The organism is Nocardioides albertanoniae (assembly GCF_006716315.1).
GTDB classification, from domain to species: domain Bacteria; phylum Actinomycetota; class Actinomycetes; order Propionibacteriales; family Nocardioidaceae; genus Nocardioides; species Nocardioides albertanoniae.
The window spans coordinates 15,946-35,635 of record NZ_VFOV01000001.1; the positions used below are offsets into that span (position 1 = coordinate 15,946).

General features: G+C 70.3%; 20 protein-coding genes. 9 read left to right on the forward strand and 11 right to left on the reverse strand.

Annotation, left to right across the window (positions count from 1 at the left end; translation table 11 throughout):
• Positions 1-21 precede the first annotated feature (21 nt).
• The 9 genes from FB381_RS00085 to serS all read right to left on the reverse strand — a co-directional run bounded on the left by FB381_RS00085 (position 22) and on the right by serS (position 8,887).
• Positions 22-1,410, reverse strand: a complete 1,389-nt coding sequence (locus FB381_RS00085) for a purple acid phosphatase family protein (RefSeq protein ID WP_141778399.1) — start codon at positions 1,408-1,410, stop codon at positions 22-24.
• A gap of 74 nt (positions 1,411-1,484) precedes the next feature.
• Complete coding sequence (locus FB381_RS00090; protein WP_141778400.1) at positions 1,485-2,402, reverse strand: pseudouridine-5'-phosphate glycosidase; 918 nt, start codon at positions 2,400-2,402, stop codon at positions 1,485-1,487.
• Positions 2,399-3,337: a carbohydrate kinase family protein gene (locus tag FB381_RS00095; RefSeq protein ID WP_246087887.1), complete on the reverse strand. Its 939-nt coding sequence runs from the start codon at positions 3,335-3,337 to the stop codon at positions 2,399-2,401. The genes FB381_RS00090 and FB381_RS00095 overlap by 4 nt, the downstream gene beginning before the upstream one ends.
• Positions 3,338-3,423: 86 nt before the next feature.
• On the reverse strand, positions 3,424-4,692 hold the full coding sequence (locus tag FB381_RS00100) for an alpha-hydroxy-acid oxidizing protein (protein ID WP_141778401.1): 1,269 nt from the start codon (positions 4,690-4,692) through the stop codon (positions 3,424-3,426).
• A 45-nt stretch (positions 4,693-4,737) separates the two neighbouring features.
• A complete protein-coding gene (locus FB381_RS00105) occupies positions 4,738-5,343 on the reverse strand; it encodes a hypothetical protein (RefSeq protein WP_141778402.1) in 606 nt (201 codons plus the stop codon).
• Between the two features lie 17 nt (positions 5,344-5,360).
• Entirely contained in the window at positions 5,361-6,191 is an 831-nt protein-coding gene (locus FB381_RS00110) for an HAD family hydrolase (RefSeq protein WP_246087888.1), read from the reverse strand.
• Positions 6,188-6,697, reverse strand: a complete 510-nt coding sequence (locus FB381_RS00115; RefSeq protein ID WP_141778403.1) for a GNAT family N-acetyltransferase — start codon at positions 6,695-6,697, stop codon at positions 6,188-6,190. Before FB381_RS00115 ends, FB381_RS00110 begins: the two co-directional genes overlap by 4 nt.
• Before the next feature lie 64 nt (positions 6,698-6,761).
• Positions 6,762-7,619 (reverse strand): HAD family hydrolase, encoded by an 858-nt coding sequence (locus tag FB381_RS00120; protein ID WP_141778404.1) that lies wholly within the window; start codon positions 7,617-7,619, stop codon positions 6,762-6,764.
• Complete coding sequence (serS, locus tag FB381_RS00125; protein ID WP_141778405.1) at positions 7,616-8,887, reverse strand: serine--tRNA ligase; 1,272 nt, start codon at positions 8,885-8,887, stop codon at positions 7,616-7,618. The genes FB381_RS00120 and serS overlap by 4 nt, the downstream gene beginning before the upstream one ends.
• 102 nt (positions 8,888-8,989) lie before the next feature.
• Here serS and FB381_RS00130 point away from each other — a divergent pair, with 102 nt between their 5' ends.
• Positions 8,990-10,561: a bifunctional phosphatase PAP2/diacylglycerol kinase family protein gene (locus FB381_RS00130; RefSeq protein ID WP_141778406.1), complete on the forward strand. Its 1,572-nt coding sequence runs from the start codon at positions 8,990-8,992 to the stop codon at positions 10,559-10,561.
• Between the two features lie 395 nt (positions 10,562-10,956).
• Here FB381_RS00130 and FB381_RS00135 read toward each other — a convergent pair whose 3' ends face one another.
• Entirely contained in the window at positions 10,957-11,424 is a 468-nt protein-coding gene (locus FB381_RS00135; protein ID WP_141778407.1) for a DUF4446 family protein, read from the reverse strand.
• 23 nt (positions 11,425-11,447) lie between these two features.
• Between FB381_RS00135 and FB381_RS00140 the strand changes: the two genes are divergently transcribed.
• From FB381_RS00140 to FB381_RS00175, 8 genes are all read left to right on the forward strand, one after another.
• Positions 11,448-12,287 carry a prephenate dehydratase gene (locus FB381_RS00140; RefSeq protein ID WP_141778408.1) on the forward strand — a complete coding sequence of 280 codons (840 nt, stop codon included), beginning with the start codon at positions 11,448-11,450 and terminating at the stop codon, positions 12,285-12,287.
• A gap of 14 nt (positions 12,288-12,301) precedes the next feature.
• Complete coding sequence (gene larB, locus FB381_RS00145) at positions 12,302-12,985, forward strand: nickel pincer cofactor biosynthesis protein LarB (protein ID WP_141778409.1); 684 nt, start codon at positions 12,302-12,304, stop codon at positions 12,983-12,985.
• Between the two features lie 5 nt (positions 12,986-12,990).
• Positions 12,991-14,199 (forward strand): nickel pincer cofactor biosynthesis protein LarC, encoded by a 1,209-nt coding sequence (larC, locus tag FB381_RS00150; protein ID WP_141778410.1) that lies wholly within the window; start codon positions 12,991-12,993, stop codon positions 14,197-14,199.
• A gap of 21 nt (positions 14,200-14,220) precedes the next feature.
• On the forward strand, positions 14,221-14,823 hold the full coding sequence (locus FB381_RS00155) for a TMEM165/GDT1 family protein (protein ID WP_141778411.1): 603 nt from the start codon (positions 14,221-14,223) through the stop codon (positions 14,821-14,823).
• Between the two features lie 49 nt (positions 14,824-14,872).
• Positions 14,873-16,072 carry an arginine deiminase gene (locus FB381_RS00160; RefSeq protein WP_141778412.1) on the forward strand — a complete coding sequence of 400 codons (1,200 nt, stop codon included), beginning with the start codon at positions 14,873-14,875 and terminating at the stop codon, positions 16,070-16,072.
• A gap of 118 nt (positions 16,073-16,190) precedes the next feature.
• Positions 16,191-16,562 (forward strand): cyclic nucleotide-binding domain-containing protein, encoded by a 372-nt coding sequence (locus tag FB381_RS00165; protein WP_141778413.1) that lies wholly within the window; start codon positions 16,191-16,193, stop codon positions 16,560-16,562.
• A 179-nt stretch (positions 16,563-16,741) separates the two neighbouring features.
• Positions 16,742-17,608: an adenylate/guanylate cyclase domain-containing protein gene (locus FB381_RS00170; protein WP_246087889.1), complete on the forward strand. Its 867-nt coding sequence runs from the start codon at positions 16,742-16,744 to the stop codon at positions 17,606-17,608.
• A 125-nt stretch (positions 17,609-17,733) separates the two neighbouring features.
• Positions 17,734-18,591, forward strand: coding sequence for an AraC family transcriptional regulator (locus FB381_RS00175; protein WP_141778415.1), 858 nt, complete (start codon positions 17,734-17,736; stop codon positions 18,589-18,591).
• 142 nt (positions 18,592-18,733) lie between these two features.
• Here the strand turns inward: FB381_RS00175 and FB381_RS00180 are convergent, their stop codons facing one another.
• Positions 18,734-19,672 carry a DUF5926 family protein gene (locus FB381_RS00180; protein WP_141778416.1) on the reverse strand — a complete coding sequence of 313 codons (939 nt, stop codon included), beginning with the start codon at positions 19,670-19,672 and terminating at the stop codon, positions 18,734-18,736.
• Between the last annotated feature and the right edge of the window lie 18 nt (positions 19,673-19,690).

A 19,690-nucleotide genomic window follows, 5' to 3' on the forward strand; every position in this document is an offset into this window, starting at 1 on the left:
GGAGGTTCGCTGTGGCGTACATCACCGGGTCCGCCCGATCGTGAGCGTGTCGACCTTCGATCCGTCGGAGGCGACGACCTCCAGGTCGAGCGTGGCCCGCCCCTGAGCGTCGCGAGGATGAGCGTCGAAGAACGCGACGGAGTGGGTGGCGTCGCCGACCGCGCGGTAGTCGGTGAGCTCGGGGATCTTCAGCCCCTGTGCGTTGGTGTAGTAGGACATCTTCGGCAGCACGTCGGGGTAGGCAGAGGCACCGCCACCGCCCGCGGTGATGTAGATCGTGCCGTCGTTGGTGTCGACCGTGGAGCCGCGCGGCGCCTCTCGCACCGGCTTGCCGGCACGCATCAGGTGGGTGCGCTCGTAGCAGTGGTTGTGCCCGTTGATCACCACGTCGACCTGGTAGCGGTCGAAGAGCGGCTCCCAGCGGTCGCGCACGCCGCCGTCGGAGGCGTGCGCGACGTTGGTGCAGTAGGCGCACTGGTGGAAGCCGACCAGGATGAAGTCGATGTCGCTGCGGGAGCGGAAGATCGCCAGCTGCATCTCCAGCCAGGCGTCGCCGGCGGCACCGAGATAGCCCGCGTTGCGCTTGTACTCATAGGTCGCGTCGTTGCCGTCGAGCGCGATGAAGGCGACGTTGCCGCGCACGAACGAGTAGGTCTCCTGGCCGCCGGCAGCGCCGTTGCCGGGGTGACGGAAGCGCGCGCGGTAGCCGTTGTAGCCCAGCTCGCCGTTGCCGTTCTCCATCTCGTGGTTGCCGACCGTGGTCATCCACGGGATCGCGGCGGCGCTGGACTGGATCTGGGTCAGGAACTCGTCCCACACCCCGAAGTGCTGCTGCGACTCGCGGCTGGTGCCCATCCCGCCCTCGTCGGCGTAGGCGATGTCACCGACCACGAAGGCGAACTCGGCACGCTGCTGGCGGATCAGGTTGACGTTGCGGGCCGCGTCGTCGGCCACGCCCATGTCACCGAAGGCGGCGAAGCGGAACGACTCCCCGGCCTCGGGGGCGGTGGTGAAGGACCCACGCGTCGACGATCCGCCGTCGTGGCTGAGCCGGTAGTAGTAGCGGGTGCCGGGGCGCAGGTCGCTGAGATCGACGTGGTGGTAGACGCTGTCGACGCGGAGCGAGGAGACCGAGTCGGCGTCGAGCCTCAGGCCGTAGTCGGGAGTGAGCCCCAGGTCGAGGCGGGGTGCCTGCACCGAGCCGGCGGTCGACCAGGAGACGTTCATCCCGCTCGTCGGGTCGGCACCGTAGGACAGATGTACGCCGGCGGCCGGTGCGGCCGACCTGGCTGCCCGGGTCCACAGCGTCGGTCCGGCGGCGACGCCGGCACCGCCGACCAGACCGGCCTTGAGCAGGGTGCGTCTGGTGGGCGCCGAGCCGAGGAGACCTGAGTGGGGGCTTTCAGTCACAGAAGGATCAACGCATAGGTAGACAAGACGTTAGGCCACGGACGGTGTCTGCGGGGTGAACGAGTGATGAGCGATCAGCGCTGACGACGACGGTCGGCGTACGACGCCGCCATCCGTGCGCCGAAGGCTGCGTTGTTGCGCACCAGCGCGATGTTGGTCGCCAGCGAGTCGCCGCCGGTGAGCTCGACGATCCGGCCGAGCAGGAACGGGGTGATGTCCTTGCCGTGGATGTCTGCGGCCTTCGCGTCGGCGAGGGCCCGGTCGATGTGGCGGCCGATCACCTCGGCGGGGATCTCGTCGTCGGCCGGGACCGGGTTGGCGATGACCAGGCCGCCGGGGAGACCGATCTCCCGGCTGGCACTCATCACCGCCGCGGCCTCGTCGGGCCCGTCGATGCGCAGCGGGGCCCGAAAACCCGACCCGCGGGAGTAGAACGCGGGGAACTCGTCGCTGCCGTTGACCAGCACCGGCACGCCGTAGGTCTCCAGGGTCTCCAGCGTCAGCCCGATGTCGAGGATCGACTTCACACCGGCGCTCACCACCGCGACCTGGGTGCGGGCGAGCTCGGTGAGGTCGGCGGAGATGTCGAAGGACGTCGCCGCACCCCGGTGCACGCCACCCAGACCACCGGTCACGAAGGTGCTGACGCCGGCCATCGCCGCCAGGCGCATGGTGGCCGCGACCGTGGTCGCGCCGTGGAGACCGCGTGCGGTGACGTAGGGGAGATCGCGCACGCTCACCTTGGTGACGTCGGGGTCGGAGGCGAGCAGCTCGAGGTCGTCGGTCGTCAGACCCGCGCGCGGGATCCCGTCGAGCACCGCGATGGTGGCCGGCACCGCGCCGTTGTCTCGCACGATCTGCTCGACCTCGGTGGCCATCTTCACGTTGTCCGGGTAGGGCATGCCGTGGCTGATGATCGTCGACTCGAGGGCGACGACCGGGCGGCCCTCGGCGAGCGCTGCCTCGACCTCGTCGGTGAGCCGCACCTTCACGCGAGCTCCCGCACGAGGCTCTCGCTGAGATCCATCCGCACGGTGTCGTGGGTGCCGCAGGTGAGCGCCGCGGCCGCGTGGCCGAACCTGGCCGCCTCGACGAGATCGACGTCGCGCAGGATCTCGTGGGTGAAGGCCGCCAGCATCGCGTCGCCGGCCCCGGTCACGTCGAGGACGTCGGCGCTGACCGCCGGCATCTCTTCGTAGACGTCGAGATAGCTGATCACCGAGCCGCGGGCGCCGAGCCGCACCCAGACGACGCCGACGCCGCGGTCGTGCAGCGACCGCACCGCCTTCTCGATCTCGGTGTCGGTGTCGGTCGGCAGGTCGGTGAGCGCAGCCAGCTCGGCCTGGTTGGGCGTGACCAGATAGAGCTCCCGATCGGGCCTGATCAGGTCGCGGGCCCGCCTCGCCTTCGTCACCGAGACCGGGTCGAAACCGACCGGCACGTCGAACTCGACGGCGAGGTCGATCGCCATCTCGGCCGTGCGCACCGGGATGTTGGCCTCGACGAGCACGCCGCGAGCACCCTTGATCAGGTCTCGGGCCGCCTCGACCACCAGCGGGGAGAACTCGTCGGTCGCGGCCATGTCGGCCACGGCGGCCACCAGCTCACCGGAGGAGTCGAGCACGGCGTTGTAGGTGCCGGTGCGTACGTCGGCCCGTCGGCGCACGTGGGTGCAGTCGACGCCGACGTCCTCGGTGTAGCTGATCACCTCGTCACCGATCGGGTCGTCGCCGACCACGGAGACGAGCGCGACCGAGTCACCCAGCCGGGCGAGGTTCTCGGCGACGTTGCGGCCGACGCCTCCAGGCGAGATGCCCGCGGATCCGGACATGCTCGAACCCATCACGACGGGCTCGTGCGCCCGAGCGTGGAGATCCATGTTGGAGCCGCCGATCACGACGATTTCCGGCGGTTTGGGAGACGTCATCCCCTGCATCGTAGGTGGGACGCCGCGATCGCGCCCCCTCATAAAGTATGAGTTTTCCCGCGCCCTGCCTGGGGTTTCTGGTTCTTTCAGCCGAGAAGGTCGCGGCCGATCTCGTGGATCGAGCGCGCACCGACCAGGCCGAGGGAGAGGTCGAGCTCGGCGATGATGTGCTCCAGCACCGCCTGGACCCCTTCGGCGCCGGCGAGGGCGAGGCCGTAGACGTAGGGGCGACCGAGGAGGACCGCGTCGGCACCCAGCGCGAGCGCCTTGAGCACGTCGGCGCCGGAGCGGATGCCGGAGTCGAACAGCACCGGGATGCGGCCGTCGACCTCGTCGACGATGCCCGGAAGCGCGTCGATGGAGGCGATGGCGCCGTCGACCTGGCGGCCACCGTGGTTGGAGACGATGATCCCGTCGACGCCGTGCTCGAGCGCGCGCCGGGCGTCGTCGGGCGCCTGGAGGCCCTTGAGGACGATCGGCAGGTCGGTCATCTCGCGCAGCCGGTCGAGGTCGTCCCAGATCAGGTCGGAGCGGGAGAAGACGTCGAGGAAGGTCTCCACCGCCGCGCGGGCGTGGCCGGACCGCAGGTTGTCGACGAGGTTGCCGGGGTGGTGCTGGGCCATCGAGGCGACCGCGGCCAGCGCCGACGGGATCTCGCGCAGCCCCGGCCGCACGCTCGTGCCGCTCTTGTCCGCGAGCCGGGCCTCGACGAGTGCACGGAAGGCCGGGTCGGAGGTGTACTGCGCGATCCCGAGGCCCCGCGCGAACGGCAGGTAGCCCAGATCCAGGTCCTTCGTACGCCACCCCAGCATGTGGGTGTCGAGGGTGACGACCAGCGCGTCGGCGCCGACGGCTTCGGCGCGGCGTACGAAGGACTCGACGATCGTCTCGTCCTTCGACCAGTAGAGCTGGAAGAGTCGCGGGGTGTCACCGAGGTCGGTCGCGACCTCCTCCATCGGCACCGAGGCCTGGGTGGAGATGACCATCGGGATCCCTGTCGCCCGGGCCGCTGCCGCGACCTCGTGCTCGGCGCGGGGATGGGCGAGCTCGAGCACACCGACCGGGCCGAGCATCACCGGCGCCGGCATGTCGACGCCGAACAGGGTGGTGGTCAGGTCGCGGGTCTCGACGTCTGCCAGCATCCTCGGCACCAGCCTGAAGTGGTCGAAGGCCGCGGTGTTGGCGGCGACGGTGCGGTGCTGGCCCGCCCCTCCGGCGACATAGGCCCACGCCTCGTCGCTCATCGCCTTCTCTGCCGCCTCGGCGAGCGCCGACGGCTCGGTCGGCACCACGGGGCGTCGGCCGAACAGGCCCTTGCGGAAGATCGCCGACTGAAGGTCTCTGCCGATGCTCACGCGGGAAGGCTACTCGGGTCGCGCCGCCGGCGACCTACGACCGCCTCAGACGACCTTGCGCCGCCCGAGCACCTGCACGACGGCCAGGCCGAGGATGCCGAGCACGAGGAGCACGACGCCGGGAGCGGCGACCTTGACGAGCTTCTGCCCCTCCGGCGAATCGGGCTCGGTGAAGCTCACCTGCTGGGGCTCCGGGGTGATCTCCTCCGGGAACTCCTTCGCGATCTCCGCCTGGAGCCGGTCGGTGTATTCCGCAACCCGCGGCTGGGTGCCGGCGGCGATGATCGAGCTGCCCTTCGGCTGCACGAAGAAGTAGTAGTCCTCGTTGGTGGTCAGCGACTTCTTCTGGCAGGCGCCGGGGTTGAGCGCGACCTTGAGGCTGCTGCCGGCGGTGACGCCCTTGAGCGCCTTGACCACCGTCACCGGGTATTCGACCGGGCCGCCCTTCTTCGTCGGCCTACCAGCGCCGGTCACCCGCGCGTGGAAGACCAGGGGCTCCTTGACGGCCTCACTGAGCTTGAACGCCGGGCACTTCGCGGGCGCCGTCGCGGGCGCCGCCACCGGAGCGCTCGCCGTGGCCGGCGCAGGGCTCAACGTGAGCGTTGTCGCAGCAAGAGCAACGGCAGCAAGGAGCTGAGGGACGCGGCGCATGACGGAGATCAAACCAGTCACAGCCCGAAGACTCCAGCCAAGACCCTCGCGACACCGTCATCCTCGTGGCCGGGCGCGAGGTGGGAGGCGCACGAGACCACGCTCGGGTGGGCGTCCGCCATCGCGTAGGAGGTGCCGGCCCAGGTCAGCATCGGCAGGTCGTTGGGCATGTCACCGAAGGCGATCACCTCCGAGGCGGAGATGCCGAGCTCGGTGCAGACCAGCTCGAGCGTGGACGCCTTGGTGACCCCGGGAGCGCTGATCTCCAGCAGCGGGAAGGAGGAGTGGGTGACGTTGACCAGGTCACCCACGACGGCCACCGCGGCGGCGAGCAGCTCGTCGGCGTCGTCGTGGTCGTGGCGACGGGCGAGCAGCTTGATCAGCGGCTCCTCGGCGAGCTCCTCGATCGCCGCGTTGCGCTGCGCGGGCCGCCTGGCGTCCGAGATGTGCGCCGCGAACTCCGGCTCGCACGCCCATCCTCCGAGCGACTCGGTCGCGAAGGCGAGCCCGGGCAGGTTGGTCTTCAGCGCTCCGGCGACCTCCGCAGCCAGGGCGGGCTCGATCAGGCGGGTCAGCCGCGCCTCGTCGGCGGCGACGTCCCATACCAGCGCACCGTTGGAGACGATCGCCAGACCGACGCTGCCGATGTGCTCGAAGAGCTCGCGGGTCCAGCGCAGCGGCCGCCCGGTCACGAAGATGACCGGCACCCCGATCTCCTCGAGCTTCACGAGCACCTCGCGAGTGAACTCGGAGACCGAACCGTCGAGCTTGACCAGAGTGCCGTCGAGGTCGGTGGCGACCAGCTTCGGCACGTCGGGTCGAGGCGCGGCAGTCGGGTCCACAGTCACCTCCCCATTGTGCCACCGGGGCGCGCCATCACCAGATGCCCGTCCTCGTCGGCGCCACGCAGATCGGTGAACCCGCACTTGGCGAGCACCCGGAGGCTGGCGGCGTTGGTGGGTTCGACAGATGCCCGGATGCGTACGCCCTCGTCGTCCGCACACGCGAGCAGACCCTTGAGCGCCTCTGTGGCGAAGCCCCAGCCGCGCGCCTCGGCGACCAGGCCGTAGCCGACCTCGGCCTCCGGGGTGCCGTCAGGGGCGAGGTCGGGCGGGCCGAAGAAGCCGATCGAGCCGAGCACCGTCGTGTTGCGCATGATGTAGCGCGAGCTCCACGGGTCGCCCTCCACCCACATGGTCGCCGCGTCGCGGTCGTCCTCGCGCGGGAACTCGGGATGCCAGCCGGGCAGGCGCGTGCTCGGCCCGGGCTGGCGATCGATGATGGCCTCGGCGTCGGCGCGGGTCCACAGGGGCAGCGTGAGCCGCTCGGTGGTGACGGTGATGGGAAGAGTCACGAGGAGGCACTCTTCCACCCGCGTACGTCACGACCAACTGGAAAACGCCGGGATCCTGCCCGCCTCAGAACCAGCGGGAGAGCTCCAGTGCAGCGCCGTCGTCGGCGACGTGAGCGGTGACGACGTCGGCCGCGTCCTGCACCTCGTCGGGGGCGTTGCCCATCGCGACGCCACGACCGGCCCACTCGAGCATCTCCACGTCGTTGCGGCCGTCGCCGATCGCGAGCACGTCGGCGGGCTCGAGGTCGAGCTGGTCGCAGACGTAGGAGAGGCCCGAGGCCTTGGAGACGCCGACCGGGGTGAGGTCGAGCCAGGCGGTGTAGCCGACGACGTAGTCGATGCCGTGCAGACCCAGCTCGCGGCCGAGCTCGATGAAGTCCTCCGGGGTCGCGTCGGGATCACGGATGATCACTCGGGAGACCGGGTCGGCGACCATCTCCTCGACCGGCGCGATCTGCCGGTCGCCGTCGAGCTCACCCGCGGGGAACGGGCGGTTCATCCGATAGCCGAGGCCACGGTTCTCCACCGCGACGAGCACGTTGGGGCGCCGCTCCAGGATCTTCTCCACCGCCGCACGCGCGTCGAAGGTCTCCTCGTGCACGACGTCGACGGGCGGATAGCGGAGCACCACGGCCCCGTTGGAGGCCACGATCCAGAGCCGGTCCGCGCCTTCGGCGGGCAGCCCGAGCAGGTCGGCGATCCCGGTCATCGAGTGCGGCGAGCGCCCCGAGGAGAGCACCACGTGGGCCCCGGACTCATAGGCCCGGCGGACCGCGTCACGCACCTTGCCGGAGAGCGCGTCCGAGGTGGTGCCGGTGCCGTCGATCCACTGCAGCAGGGTGCCGTCGATGTCGAGCGCGACGAGCTTGGGCGCCCAGGCGGCGTCGCCCGGCCGCACGGGGGTGCTCTCGGTGGTGCTCACTTCTGGATCGGCTCCAGCACCTCACGCCCGAGCCACTTCTGCAGCGCCTTCGGCACCCGCACCGAGCCGTCGGCCTGCTGGTGCGTCTCCAGCACGGCGACGATGGCGCGGGTGATCGCGGTCAGCGTGCCGTTGAGGGTGGCGACCGGGGTGGTGCCGCCCTCGGCGCGCGAGCGGATGTTGAGCCGACGCGCCTGGAAGGTGGTGCAGTTGGAGGCCGAGGTGAGCTCGCGATACTTGCCCTGGGTCGGGATCCACGCCTCGCAGTCGAACTTGCGCAGCGCCGACGGACCGAGGTCGCCCGCGGCGACGTCGATGACCTGGTAGGCCAGCTCGAGCTTGTCGAGGAACGACTTCTCCCACTCGAGGAGACGCTGGTGCTCGGCGTACGACTCCTCGACGGTGGTGTAGACGAACATCTCCACCTTCTCGAACTGGTGGACCCGGATGATGCCCTTGGTGTCCTTGCCCGCCGAGCCGGCCTCCTTGCGGAAGCACGACGAGTACGCCGCGTAGCGCCTCGGCAGCGTCTCCGCGTCGAGGATCTCGTCGGAGTGGTAGGCCGCCATCGGCACCTCCGAGGTGCCGACGAGGTAGAGGTCGTCGTCCTCGATCTTGTAGACGCCGTCGTCGACCTGGTCGAGGAAGCCGGTGCCGGCCATCGCCTCCGGGCGCACCAGCGCGGGCGCGATGACCTGCGTGAAACCGGCCTCGCGGGCCTGCTCCATCGCCAGGTTGATCAGCGCGAACTCCAGCTCGGCGCCGACACCGGTGAGGAAGTAGAAGCGGCTGCCCGAGACCTTGGCGCCACGCTCGAGGTCGATCGCGCCGAGCATCTTGCCGAGCTCGACGTGGTCGCGCGGCTCGAAGCCCTCGGCCTCGAAGTCGCGGGGCTCGCCGACCGTCTCGATGAGCACGAAGTCGTCCTCGCCACCGGCCGGAGCGTCGTCGGCGAGGTTGGGGATCGCCCTCAGCGCCTGCGCCCACTCCTCCTCGGCGACACCCTGCGCGGCGTCGGCGTCCTTGACTGCGGCCGCGAGCTCCTTCACCTGGGCGAGCAGCTCCTGCTTCTCCTCGCCCTTGGCCTGGGCGACCTTCTTGCCCATCTGCTTCTGCTCGGCCCGCTTGCCCTCGAAGTCGGCGATCGCCGCCCGTCGGGCACTGTCGGCGGACAGCGCCCGGTCGACCACGTCGGAGGACGCGCCACGGCGCTCTTGCGAGGCACGTACGCGGTCGGGGTCTTCGCGGAGGATTCGCGGGTCGATCATGCGGCAAGGCTAGTCGACGCCCCCACCAGATCTCACTTCAGTATTCGGTGCCGAACGCGCTCATTCTCCGAGGCGGAGACGTTTCACGCATACTGGCTCATCGTGCTTGACCTTTCCCGCCGTGCCCTGCTGATCTGGGCGGCCTCGCTCTTCGCGCTGTGCGCCCTGATCGGCATCGCGGCGATCAACGGCTGGCCGCCGGTCTCGACGATCGACCTGATCGGCCGCGATGCCTCGACGGTGACGGCCGAGAACGACTGGGTGCGCACGTTCTGGCGCGTGGTCGAGGTAGGCACCGACTGGTATGCCGTCGTCGGGGTCGCGCTCCTGGTCGCCGCCGGCCTGTTCGGCAGATATCCGCGGGCCGCGGTCTACGTGCTCGTGGTCGTGGTGATCACCCTGATCGTACGTTTCGGGCTGGTGCTGTTCGTCGACCGCAAGCGGCCCACCTGGCAGACGGTCGACTGGCTCCACGAGTCACCGTCCTACCCCTCCGGCCACGCGACCGGGATCGCGGTGCTGGCCGGTGTGATCGCGGTGGTCGTGACGATGTTCGTGCGTCGCCGCGGCATCCGTCGCCTGGCCTACACGGGCCTGACGCTCCTGGTCCTGCTCGTGGCGGCCGACCGGGTCTTCCTCGGGCGCCACTTCCCCTCCGACGTGGTCGGCGGGATCGTCTTCGCCGCCGGGGCGGTCTTCCTCGGCATGGCGATCTACACCCCGCTGCCCGCCTCCCACTCGATCAGGCACCGCCCGCTGGTCGACTCGGTGCGCGGCGACCGCAGGATCGCGGTCGTCCTCAACCCGATCAAGGTCGAGTCGGTCGAGCAGTTCAAGGCGATGGTCACCACGATGGCCACGGAGGCCGGCTGGAAGGCGCCGACCTGGCACCTGACCACGGTCGACGACCCCGGCACGGGGATGGCCCGTGCGGCTCAGGAGGAGGGCGCCGACCTGGTGCTCGTGTGTGGCGGCGACGGCACCGTACGCGAGGTCTGCTCGGCCCTGGCGGGCACCGGCATCGCCGTGGGCATCGTGCCCGGCGGCACCGGCAACCTGCTCGCCCGCAACCTGTCGATCCCGCTCTACATCCGCGCCGCGATCGACGTCGCGCTCACCGGGCAGGACCGCGCCATCGACCTCGTCGAGGTCTCCGGCGACAACCTCGAGGACACCAACTTCCTGGTCATGGCCGGGATGGGCTTCGACGCCGCGATCATGAGCGGCGTCAACGAAGACATCAAGAAGCGCATCGGCTGGATGGCCTACGTGCTCTCGGCCCTCAAGAGCCTGATGTTCCCGTCGATGCGGCTGGAGATCTCCGTCGACGACAGCGAGTTCACCAAGCACCGCGCGCGCACGGTCGTGGTCGGCAACGTCGGCTACCTCCAGGCCAACATGCCGCTGCTGCCCGAGGCGTCGCTCGACGACGGCCTGGTCGACGTGGTGCTGCTCTATCCGCAGCGGTTCTGGTCGTGGCTCCCGCTGGCGTTCCGGGTGCTGAGCAAGCAGCCGCGCACCGACGACCTGCTGAACCGGATGACCGGTCGAAGCGTCGTGATCCGCACCAACCACGACCAGCCGCGCCAGCTCGACGGCGACACCATCTCCGAGGGCCGCGAGCTGCGGATGGAATGCGTGCCCGGTCGCCTGCTCGTGCGCGTGCCCCGCTGACCACACGCCCGAGGGGTGGTCCCGATTCGGTCCTGAATCCAGCGACACCCCCGGAAGCATAAGGTCCCGCAAATCAGGGTCTAAGGTCCCAGATCCCTGATGATTCCGGGCGTTGAAACCCGTTTCCGGGGATCCTCCTGCGGATTCCACGGACAGAGATGTCCTGTCGCTCAGTAAATGTTCATATGGTGTGACCTACGACGCGGCGAGAGCTGCGTCGGCGTCATTGTCCCGGGGTCAGCCTGACACCGGGCGGCGGCGTTGCAAGGCACACACTGGTCGGATATCCCCCGCGACCAGTGGTCGACTCCCGGGCCGTCCCACCCGCAGCCCGGGTATCAACCGGCACGCTCGGGCACGGTTCCCCCGCCACCCCCGAGCGTGTCGGCCTTCTTTTAGTCGACCTTCTCGGCCTCCGCCACCTCATTCTCGACCGAATTTCCACCCGATCGCCGTCGGCCGGGCTTCGCCTGCTGGACGGCTTCGTTCTCCTCCGGCGACAGCGGCTGCGAGGACTTCCAGTCGGTGATGCTCTTCGCGTACGACCGCGCCTCGGTGCGGCCGTGGATCGAGGTGAGCACCACGCCGGCGCCGTTGTCGTCGAGCATCGCCAGGCACCAGCTCAGGTGGCCACCGGCATCGCCGAACGCGTCGAACCGCACCACGGCGACGTGCCGCATGTTCATCGCGGTCTCGGCGCGCAACGCCGCGACCTCGGCCCGGAGCCCGGCGACGTCGGTCGGCAACGACTCCACCGAGGCGGAGCCGCTGCGGCGTACGTCCTGCAGCTTCTGCCATCCGACCCCGGCGAACACCAGGGCGGCGATGGCTGTCAGCAGACTGAGAATTCCAAGAGCAAGCACCCGAGGGAATCTAGACTGTCGCTGTGTCAGAGCCACGTCGCATCGCCTATCAGGGCGAACCAGGGTCCAACTCACACATGGTGTGCCAGCGGCACTACCCCGAGCTGGAGTCGGTGCCGTGCGCGTCGTTCGAGGACGTCTTTGCCACCGTCGAGGCAGGTGAGGCGTGCTTGGCGATGATCCCGATCGACAACTCGCTCGCCGGCCGGGTCGCCGACATCCACCACTTCCTGCCCGCCTCCAACCTGCACATCGTCGCCGAGCACTTCCTCCGGATCCGCTTCCACCTGCTGGGCCTTCCCGGGAGCCGCCTCGACGAGATCCGTACGGTCCACTCCCACGTGCACGCGCTCGGCCAGTGCCGCGACATCATCCGTCAGCACGGCTTCACCCCGGTCGTCTCCGGCGACACCGCGGGTGCCGCGCGCGAGGTGGTCGAGGCCGGCGACCCGACGATGGGCGCGATCTCGCCGCCGCTGGCCGCCTCGATCTACGGGCTCGACGTGCTCGCCACCGACATCGAGGACGAGGACCACAACACCACCCGCTTCGTCGTGCTCTCGCCCGACTTCGTGCAGGCGCCCGCCGACGACGGTCCGGTGGTGACCTCGTTCATCTTCAACGTACGCAACCTCCCCTCCGCGCTCTACAAGGCGCTCGGCGGCTTCGCGACCAACGGCGTCAACATGACCAAGCTCGAGTCCTACATGGTCGACGGGCAGTTCATCGCCACCCAGTTCCTCGCCGAGGTCGACGGCCATCCCGACCAGCCGCCGCTGAAGCGGGCCCTGGAGGAGCTGGCCTTCTTCACCACCGAGGTGAAGCTGCTCGGGGTCTATCCCGCCGACCCGGCCCGGCTCTGACCGGCGTGCCCGGCATGTCCGGCAGGGCTGAGGAGCCGATCGCCGACCTCGGGTTCGCTCGCGTCGATCTCGACCGGGAGAGCCGCACCGGCGACCCGGAGGTCGTCTTCGCCGACGGCAAGACGCCCGAGCAGGTCGTCGAGATCCTCGCCCGGCTCCACGACGCCCACCCGTCGCGCGCGGTGATGGCCACCCGGGTCTCGGCCGAGGCGGCCGCGGCGGTGGCGGCCGCACTGCCGCAGGCCGTTCTCGACCAAGAGGCGCGTGCGGTCACGCTCGGGCCGCTCCCGGCTCCTCGGGGCCGGGTCTGCGTGGTGGCGGCCGGCACCTCCGACCTCCCGGTCGCGGCCGAGGCGGCGCTCACCTGCCGAGTGCACGGAGCCGAGGTGGAGACCGTCACCGACGTCGGTGTCGCCGGGATCCACCGGCTGATGGCCGTACGCGACCGGCTCGACGCCGCCGACTGCCTGGTCGTCGTCGCCGGGATGGAAGGGGCGTTGCCCTCGGTGGTCGGCGGGCTGGTCGGTGTGCCGATGATCGGGGTGCCGACATCGGTCGGCTACGGCGCCTCCTTCGGCGGCCTGGCCGCGCTGCTGGCGATGCTCAACTCGTGCGCCCCGGGGGTGAGCGTGGTCAACATCGACAACGGCTACGGCGCCGGGGTCGCCGCCGCCCGGATCGCCCGGCGAGCTCGATGAGCCCGATGAGCGTCGTCTGGGTCGACGCGTCGGCGGGGGCGTCCGGAGACATGCTGCTCGGCGCGCTGGTCGAGGCGGGCGTGCCGCTGCCGGTGATCGCCTCCGCGGTCGACGCCGTCGCGCCCGAGCCCGTGGGTCTCACCGCCGAGCCCGTACGCCGCGGCGCTCTGGCAGCCACTCGCTGCCATGTCTCGATCGCCGACTCGGTCCATCACCGCACGTGGCCCGACGTGCGCCGGCTCCTGGAGGCGGCCGCGCTCGACGGACGGGTCCGCGACCTGGCGCTCCAGGTCTTCGAACGCCTGGCGGTCGCCGAGGGAGCGGTGCACGGGATCTCGCCCGACGACGTCGGGTTCCACGAGGTCGGCGCCCTCGACGCGATCGCCGACGTGGTCGGGGTGTGCGCGGGTATCGTGCACCTCGGCGCCACCGAGGTCGTCGTCTCGCCGGTCGCCGTCGGCTCCGGCTCGGTCACCGCCGCCCACGGCACCCTCCCGGTGCCACCGCCGGCGGTGGCACGGCTACTCGCCGACGTGCCGTCCTTCGCCGGACCACCCGGCCACCCCACGATGGAGATGTGCACCCCGACCGGTGCCGCGCTGCTCACCGCCCTCGCCACGTCGTGGGGCGACCAGCCGGCGATGACGACCCGGGCGATCGGCGTGGGCGCCGGCGGCAGGGATCCGGAGGGCTGGTCGAACGTCCTCCGGCTGCTGGCCGGTGAGGGGGCAGCATCCCGCCCCCCGCCCACCACCGAGCTCGTCATCGAGGCCAACATCGACGACCTCGAGCCGCGGCTCGTGCCCGGAGCGATCGACGCGCTCCTCGCCGCCGGCGCGGCCGACGCCTGGGCGACACCGATCCTGATGAAGAAGGGCCGCCCGGCCTACACCCTCCACGCTCTCACCCCTGCCTCGACCGCCGACGCCGTCCGGCGGGCGTTCTTCCGCGAGACCTCGACGATCGGCGTACGCGAGCACGAGGTGGTCAAGCACGCCCTGCCCCGCGAGATGCTGACCGTGACCGTCGGCGGGCAGCCGATCGCGGTCAAGGCGGCCCGGCTCGACGGCGAGATCGTCAACCTCCAGCCGGAGTGGGACGACGTCGCCACGGCCGCGGTCGCGCTCGAGCGCCCGGCGATCGACGTGCTCACCGAGGCGAAGGCAGCTGCCCTCACCGCCACAGGGAGGTGCGAGGATGAGGGCCGGACGTAGAGAACTGGAACGGAACACCTGATGGACATCACGGTCATCGCGCTCGCCTTCGCGGCGATCTTCGTCGTGGAGCTGCCCGACAAGACCTTCCTGGCGACGCTGGTGCTCTCGACCAAATACCGGCCGCTCTTCGTCTGGATCGGCGTCGGCGTGGCGTTCGGGGTCCAGACGCTGATCGCGGTGGCGGTCGGCGGCGTGGCGACGCTCCTGCCGACCACCCTGATCCACGTCGTCGCGGCGCTGCTCTTCCTCGGCGGTGCGGTGTTCCTGTTCATCGAGGGGCGTCGCCACCACGGCACCGCGACCGAGGAGGACGCCAGCGAGTTCGCCGACAAGGCCAAGGACGTACGCGGCTTCCGGCAGGTGCTGGCGAGCTTCATGGTGCTCTTCGCCGCCGAGTGGGGCGACCTCTCCCAGCTGCTGAGCGTCTCGCTGGTCGCCCGCTACCACGAGCCGGTCGCGGTCTTCGTCGGCTCGTGGGCGGCGCTGCTCACCGTGTCGGGCCTCGCGGTGCTGCTGGGGCGTACGCTGCTGCGATTCATCAAGCTGCACGTGCTCCACTACGTCGGTGCCGTGGTGTGCCTGGCCCTCGGAATCCTGACGTTCGTCGAAGTCTTCGCGTAGGCAGGCACCGGCCCGCGCCCCGTCCATCATCCGGGCTAGTCTCAGCACCATGGTGAGACTGGGTGCTGACAGCGAGGTCGGACGACTGCGAACGGTGATGCTTCACCGGCCAGGTCGTGAGCTGACCCGGCTGACACCGCGCAACAACGACAAGCTGCTCTTCGACGGCATCCCGTGGGTGAAGCGGGCGCAGGACGAGCACGACGCCTTCGCGGCCGCGCTTCGCGATCGTGACGTCGAGGTGCTCTACCTGACCGACCTGCTCACCGAGACCCTCGAGGTGCCGGAGGCTCGCAAGCTCGCTCTCGACAACGTGCTCGGCGCTCTCACTCTCGGCGACACCCTGCGCGACTACCTGAGCGGCGCTCTCGCCGACGCCGGGCCGGCCGAGCTGACCGACCACCTCACCGCGGGCATCCGCAACGACGAGGTGCGCGGCGGCCACGGCCTGGTGACCAGCCTGCTGGGCCACGACGACTTCCTGATCGACCCGCTCCCCAACCTGCTCTTCACCCGCGACTCGTCGGTGTGGATCCGCGACCGCGCCATGGTCACCAGCCTCGCGATGCCCGCCCGCAAGCGCGAGACGGCGCTCACCGAGCTGATCTACGAGTTCCACCCGCGCTTCCGCGAGAGCCCGCGGCTGCACGGCTCCCACCTCGAGCACGTCGAGGGCGGCGACGTGCTCCTCCTCGCGCCCGGCGTGGTCGCCGTCGGTGTCGGGGAGCGTACGACGCCGGCGGGTGCCGAGCGGCTCGCCCGCCAGGTCTTCGCCGAGGGCCTGGCCCACACCGTGCTCGCGGTGCCGATCGCGCAGGAGCGCGCGACCATGCACCTCGACACGATCGCCACGCTGGTGAGCACCGACCAGATGGTCATCTACCCCAACGCGGTCGACTCGCTGGTGGCGTACGCCGTCACCGCGTCGGGCGACGGAGACCGGCTGGAGATCGCCAGCCCTCGTCCGTTCCTGGAGGTCGCGGCGGAGGCGATGGGCATCGACAAGCTGCATCACGTCGACACCGGGCTCGATCCGGTCGCCGCCGAGCGCGAGCAGTGGGACGACGGCAACAACACCCTCGCGCTCGCACCGGGCGTGGTCGTCGGCTACGAGCGCAACACCCAGACCAACTCGGCCCTCGAGGCGTCCGGGATCGAGGTCATCGCGATCGCCGGCGCCGAGCTGGGATCCGGCCGGGGCGGTCCCCGGTGCATGAGTTGCCCGATCGACCGGGAACCGTTGCGCTAAGTTGCTGCACTAGTAGTTGGGGTAACCCGCGGGTAACCCCCGCCGACCAGCATCGTTCAACCCTGTAACCGCCGTCACATCGCGGCAGCCACCCCACAGCCGACCGAAGGAAACCCTCGTGAGCGAGTCGTTCTTCTCCATGTTCTCCCCCAAGGAGATCGCGCACATCAGCGCCACCGGCACCCGCGTGCACCTGCCGGAAGGCTGGTCGCCGATCTGGGAGGACACCCCGCCGGACAAGGCCTACATCATTCTCGACGGCACCGTCTCCGTGCGCCGCGAGAAGGAAGAGATCGCCCAGTGCGGTCCCGGTGACATCATCGGCGAGGCGGCGATCCTGCGCGGCTCGCTGCGCACCGCCTCGATCGTCGCCCTCACCCCGCTCGACCTGATCCATCTCAGCTCCGCGACGCTGCAGCAGCTCTCCGTCGAGATGCCGTCGTTCGCCAAGGCCCTGGAGAAGGTCGCCAAGGAGAGGTTCGAGTCCTGACCCTCGACGACCACGCTGGAGAGTCGGGCTCGGAGGAGACCGAGGACGGCCCCGACGAGCTCCGCAGCCGCGAGGCTGACATCGAGCTGGCCGAGGCCCTCTCCGTCGTCGAGTCGTTCGTCCTCGGCCAGACACCGCACCTGACTCGCGTCGATGTCGCCTCGACCGTCGGCGTACCCATGGACGTCGCCGAAGACCTCTGGCACCACCTCGGCTTCCCGCACACCGGCGAGGACGAGGTCGCGTTCACCGACGCCGACGTCGAGGCGCTGCGGATGACCGAGGAGCTCGTACGCCTCGGGGTGCTCAGCGAGGATCGGCGGGCTGCGCTCGTACGCACGTGGGGGCGTTCCTACGCGCGCCTGGCCGAGTGGCAGACCTCGTTGCTGGCAGAGGTCGCGCGCGATCGTGGCGGTGACGAGGTCGAGGATCTGGTCGGTCTCGCCGGCCAGGTGCTGCCGCTGGTCGAATCGCTGCAGGACTACGTGTGGCGGCGCCACCTGGTCAGTGCGGCCCGCCGGATGCTCACCGTCGCCGACTCGACCGCGGTGCCGCTGGCGGTCGGCTTCGTCGACATCGTCGGCTACACCGCACGGTCCAAACGGCTCAGCGACAAGGAGCTCGTCGACTGGGTCGAGGAGTTCGAGGACACCTGCTCCGGTGTCGTCGTCGAGAACGGCGGCCGGATCATCAAATACCTCGGCGACGGAGTGTTCTTCACCTTCGAGGACGTCGAGGCGGCCGCCCGGACCGCGCTCGAGCTGGCCGCGCTCGGCGACGACGACGAGAACGCGTTCCCGAACGTCAGAGCTGGGATCGCGTTCGGAGACGTCGTGCTCCGGCTCGGCGACGCCTTCGGCCCGACGGTCAACATCGCCGCCCGCCTCACGACCCTCGCCCGCCCCTCGTCGGTGGTGATCGACCAGAGCTCCGCCACCGTGCTCGACGGGCTCGAGGGCTTCGAGACCCAGAAGATGCGGCGGGCCAGCGTCAAGGGCTACTCGCGCCTGCACGCCTTCCGTCTGCGGGCCGCGAAGTCCGACTGACCCCGTGGGGCCTCCAGCCCGGATCGCACCCGATCGAACCCGATCGAACCCGATCGAACCCGGCCAGAATGGTCGGGCGCCGACCGGCAGCCACCGGCGAGGCTTGATGGCGAAAGGAGGACCACATGATCGGCACGCTCAACACCCTGGTCGAGCTCGTCGAGACCGAGCTGACCGGTGAGGTCGACGTGGCCCGGCTCGCTCGCGAGCACGGCACCACCGAGTATCACCTGCGCCGGATGTTCTCGGCCCTGGCCGGGATGCCGCTCTCGGAATACCTGCGCCGCCGCCGGATGACCCTGGCCGCGGCCGACCTGGTGGCCGGTGCGCCCGACCTCCTCGAGGTCGCGGTGCGCTACGGCTACGGCTCGACCGAGGCGTTCGGGCGCGCGTTCCGTGCCGTGCACGGAACGGCTCCCGCCGACGTACGCCGCTCGGGTGGTCCGCTACGCACACAACCCACGCTCAGGTTCCGTCTGAGCGTCGAAGGGAGCGTCCCGATGGACGTCACCATCAACGACATGCCCGAGCTCAGGCTGGTCGGCCACGCCGCGAAGGTGCCGCTGATCTACGAGGGCACCAACCCGCACATCCAGGCTCACGTCGCCTCGATCGCACCCGAGGAGCACCAGCGGCTCAAGGCGCTCAACGACACCGACCCGCGCGGCATCCTCGCGGTGACCGCCGACCAGGAGCCCGATGCCGTCGAAGGGTCGATGCTGACCTATCTCCACGGCGTCGCGGTCAGCTCGACCGTCGAGGTCGGCGACCTCGACACCATCACGGTGCCGGCCGGATCCTGGGCCGTCTTCGCATCCCGAGGGCCGCACCCGGAGGCGCTGCAGAAGCTCTGGGCCGCGACCGCCACCGACTGGTTCCCGTCGAACCCGTGGCGACTCCGCCCGGGCCCGTCGGTGCTGCGCTACCTCGAGCTCACCGAGACGTACGCGTCGTGTGAGCTCTGGATGCCGGTGGAGCAGTAACCCGCTGGTCGAGCCGCGAGCGCCAGCGAGCGTGTCGAGACCAACACGTTCCCATCGAGCGCGACACGGGATGTGTTGGTCTCGACACGCCTCCGCCTAGCGGCTCCGAGGTCTGAACGGAGTGGCCTTCGACCAGCGGGGTTCAGCGGATGGTGACCTGACGGTTGGCGAGCCCGGCGCGGGCCGAGCGCACCTCGGGGGTGATCTCGGAGTCGTCGGCGAGGGCGTCGTCGAGCAGCTTCTTGAACGCCACCGCCGGCTCCTCGAGCGCCTCGGCGCCGGTGCCGACCGGCAGGTCCCAGACGGGTGCGAGCAGACCGTGGGCACGGAACATGCCGACGAAACGGGCGTCGGGAACGATCACGTCGTCGCCGGCCACATGCAGTCGCGCGAGGGCGGTGAGCAGGGCGTCCTCGGGCTCGGGCATCACCCAGCGCAGGTGCTCCTTGGAGCCGACCGAGGTCCAGTAGGCGGCCTCGACGGAGGTCAGGCGGGCGGTCGGCAGCACCGACTCGTTGGCGTGCTCGAGTGCGTGCTCCAGGTCGGCCTTGTCCTCGACGTCGGCGATCCACCAGTCGAAGCCCTCGTGGACGGTGACGGCCAGCTCGGAGTCGGCCACCAGGTCCTGCAGCCGGGGGCCGTCGCCCGGAGCGGCGGTGAGACCGAAGATGCCGGACTCGCCCGCGGCACGCGCCTCCAGAGCGAGGAGCAGCGCGGCCGCGACGTCACGCGAGACGTCGCCGTAGTTGTGCTGCACCTGCAGCCCGGCCCAGACCTCGCCCGAGTCACGCGACATCGCCGGCGCCGCGCCGGGCAGCAGCGTACCCAGGGTCACCGGCGTCGACTCGTGGCCCTTCACCTGGAGCGACACCGTCGCCGAGGGCACCAGCTCGCGCAGCGCGACCAGGTCGCACTCGCCGGGCAGGCCCTCGAACGGGCGCCCCACGAAGGCGCCGCCGGCAGCACCGTGGCACGCCTTGTAACGCTTGCCGGACCCGCACGGGCACGCCGCGCGCGGGTTGGGACCGTCCGCCGGGGCCGCAGCCGCCTGACGGTTCTTCACTCGGGACTTCTTGGCCACGGCCAAACCCTAACCTGC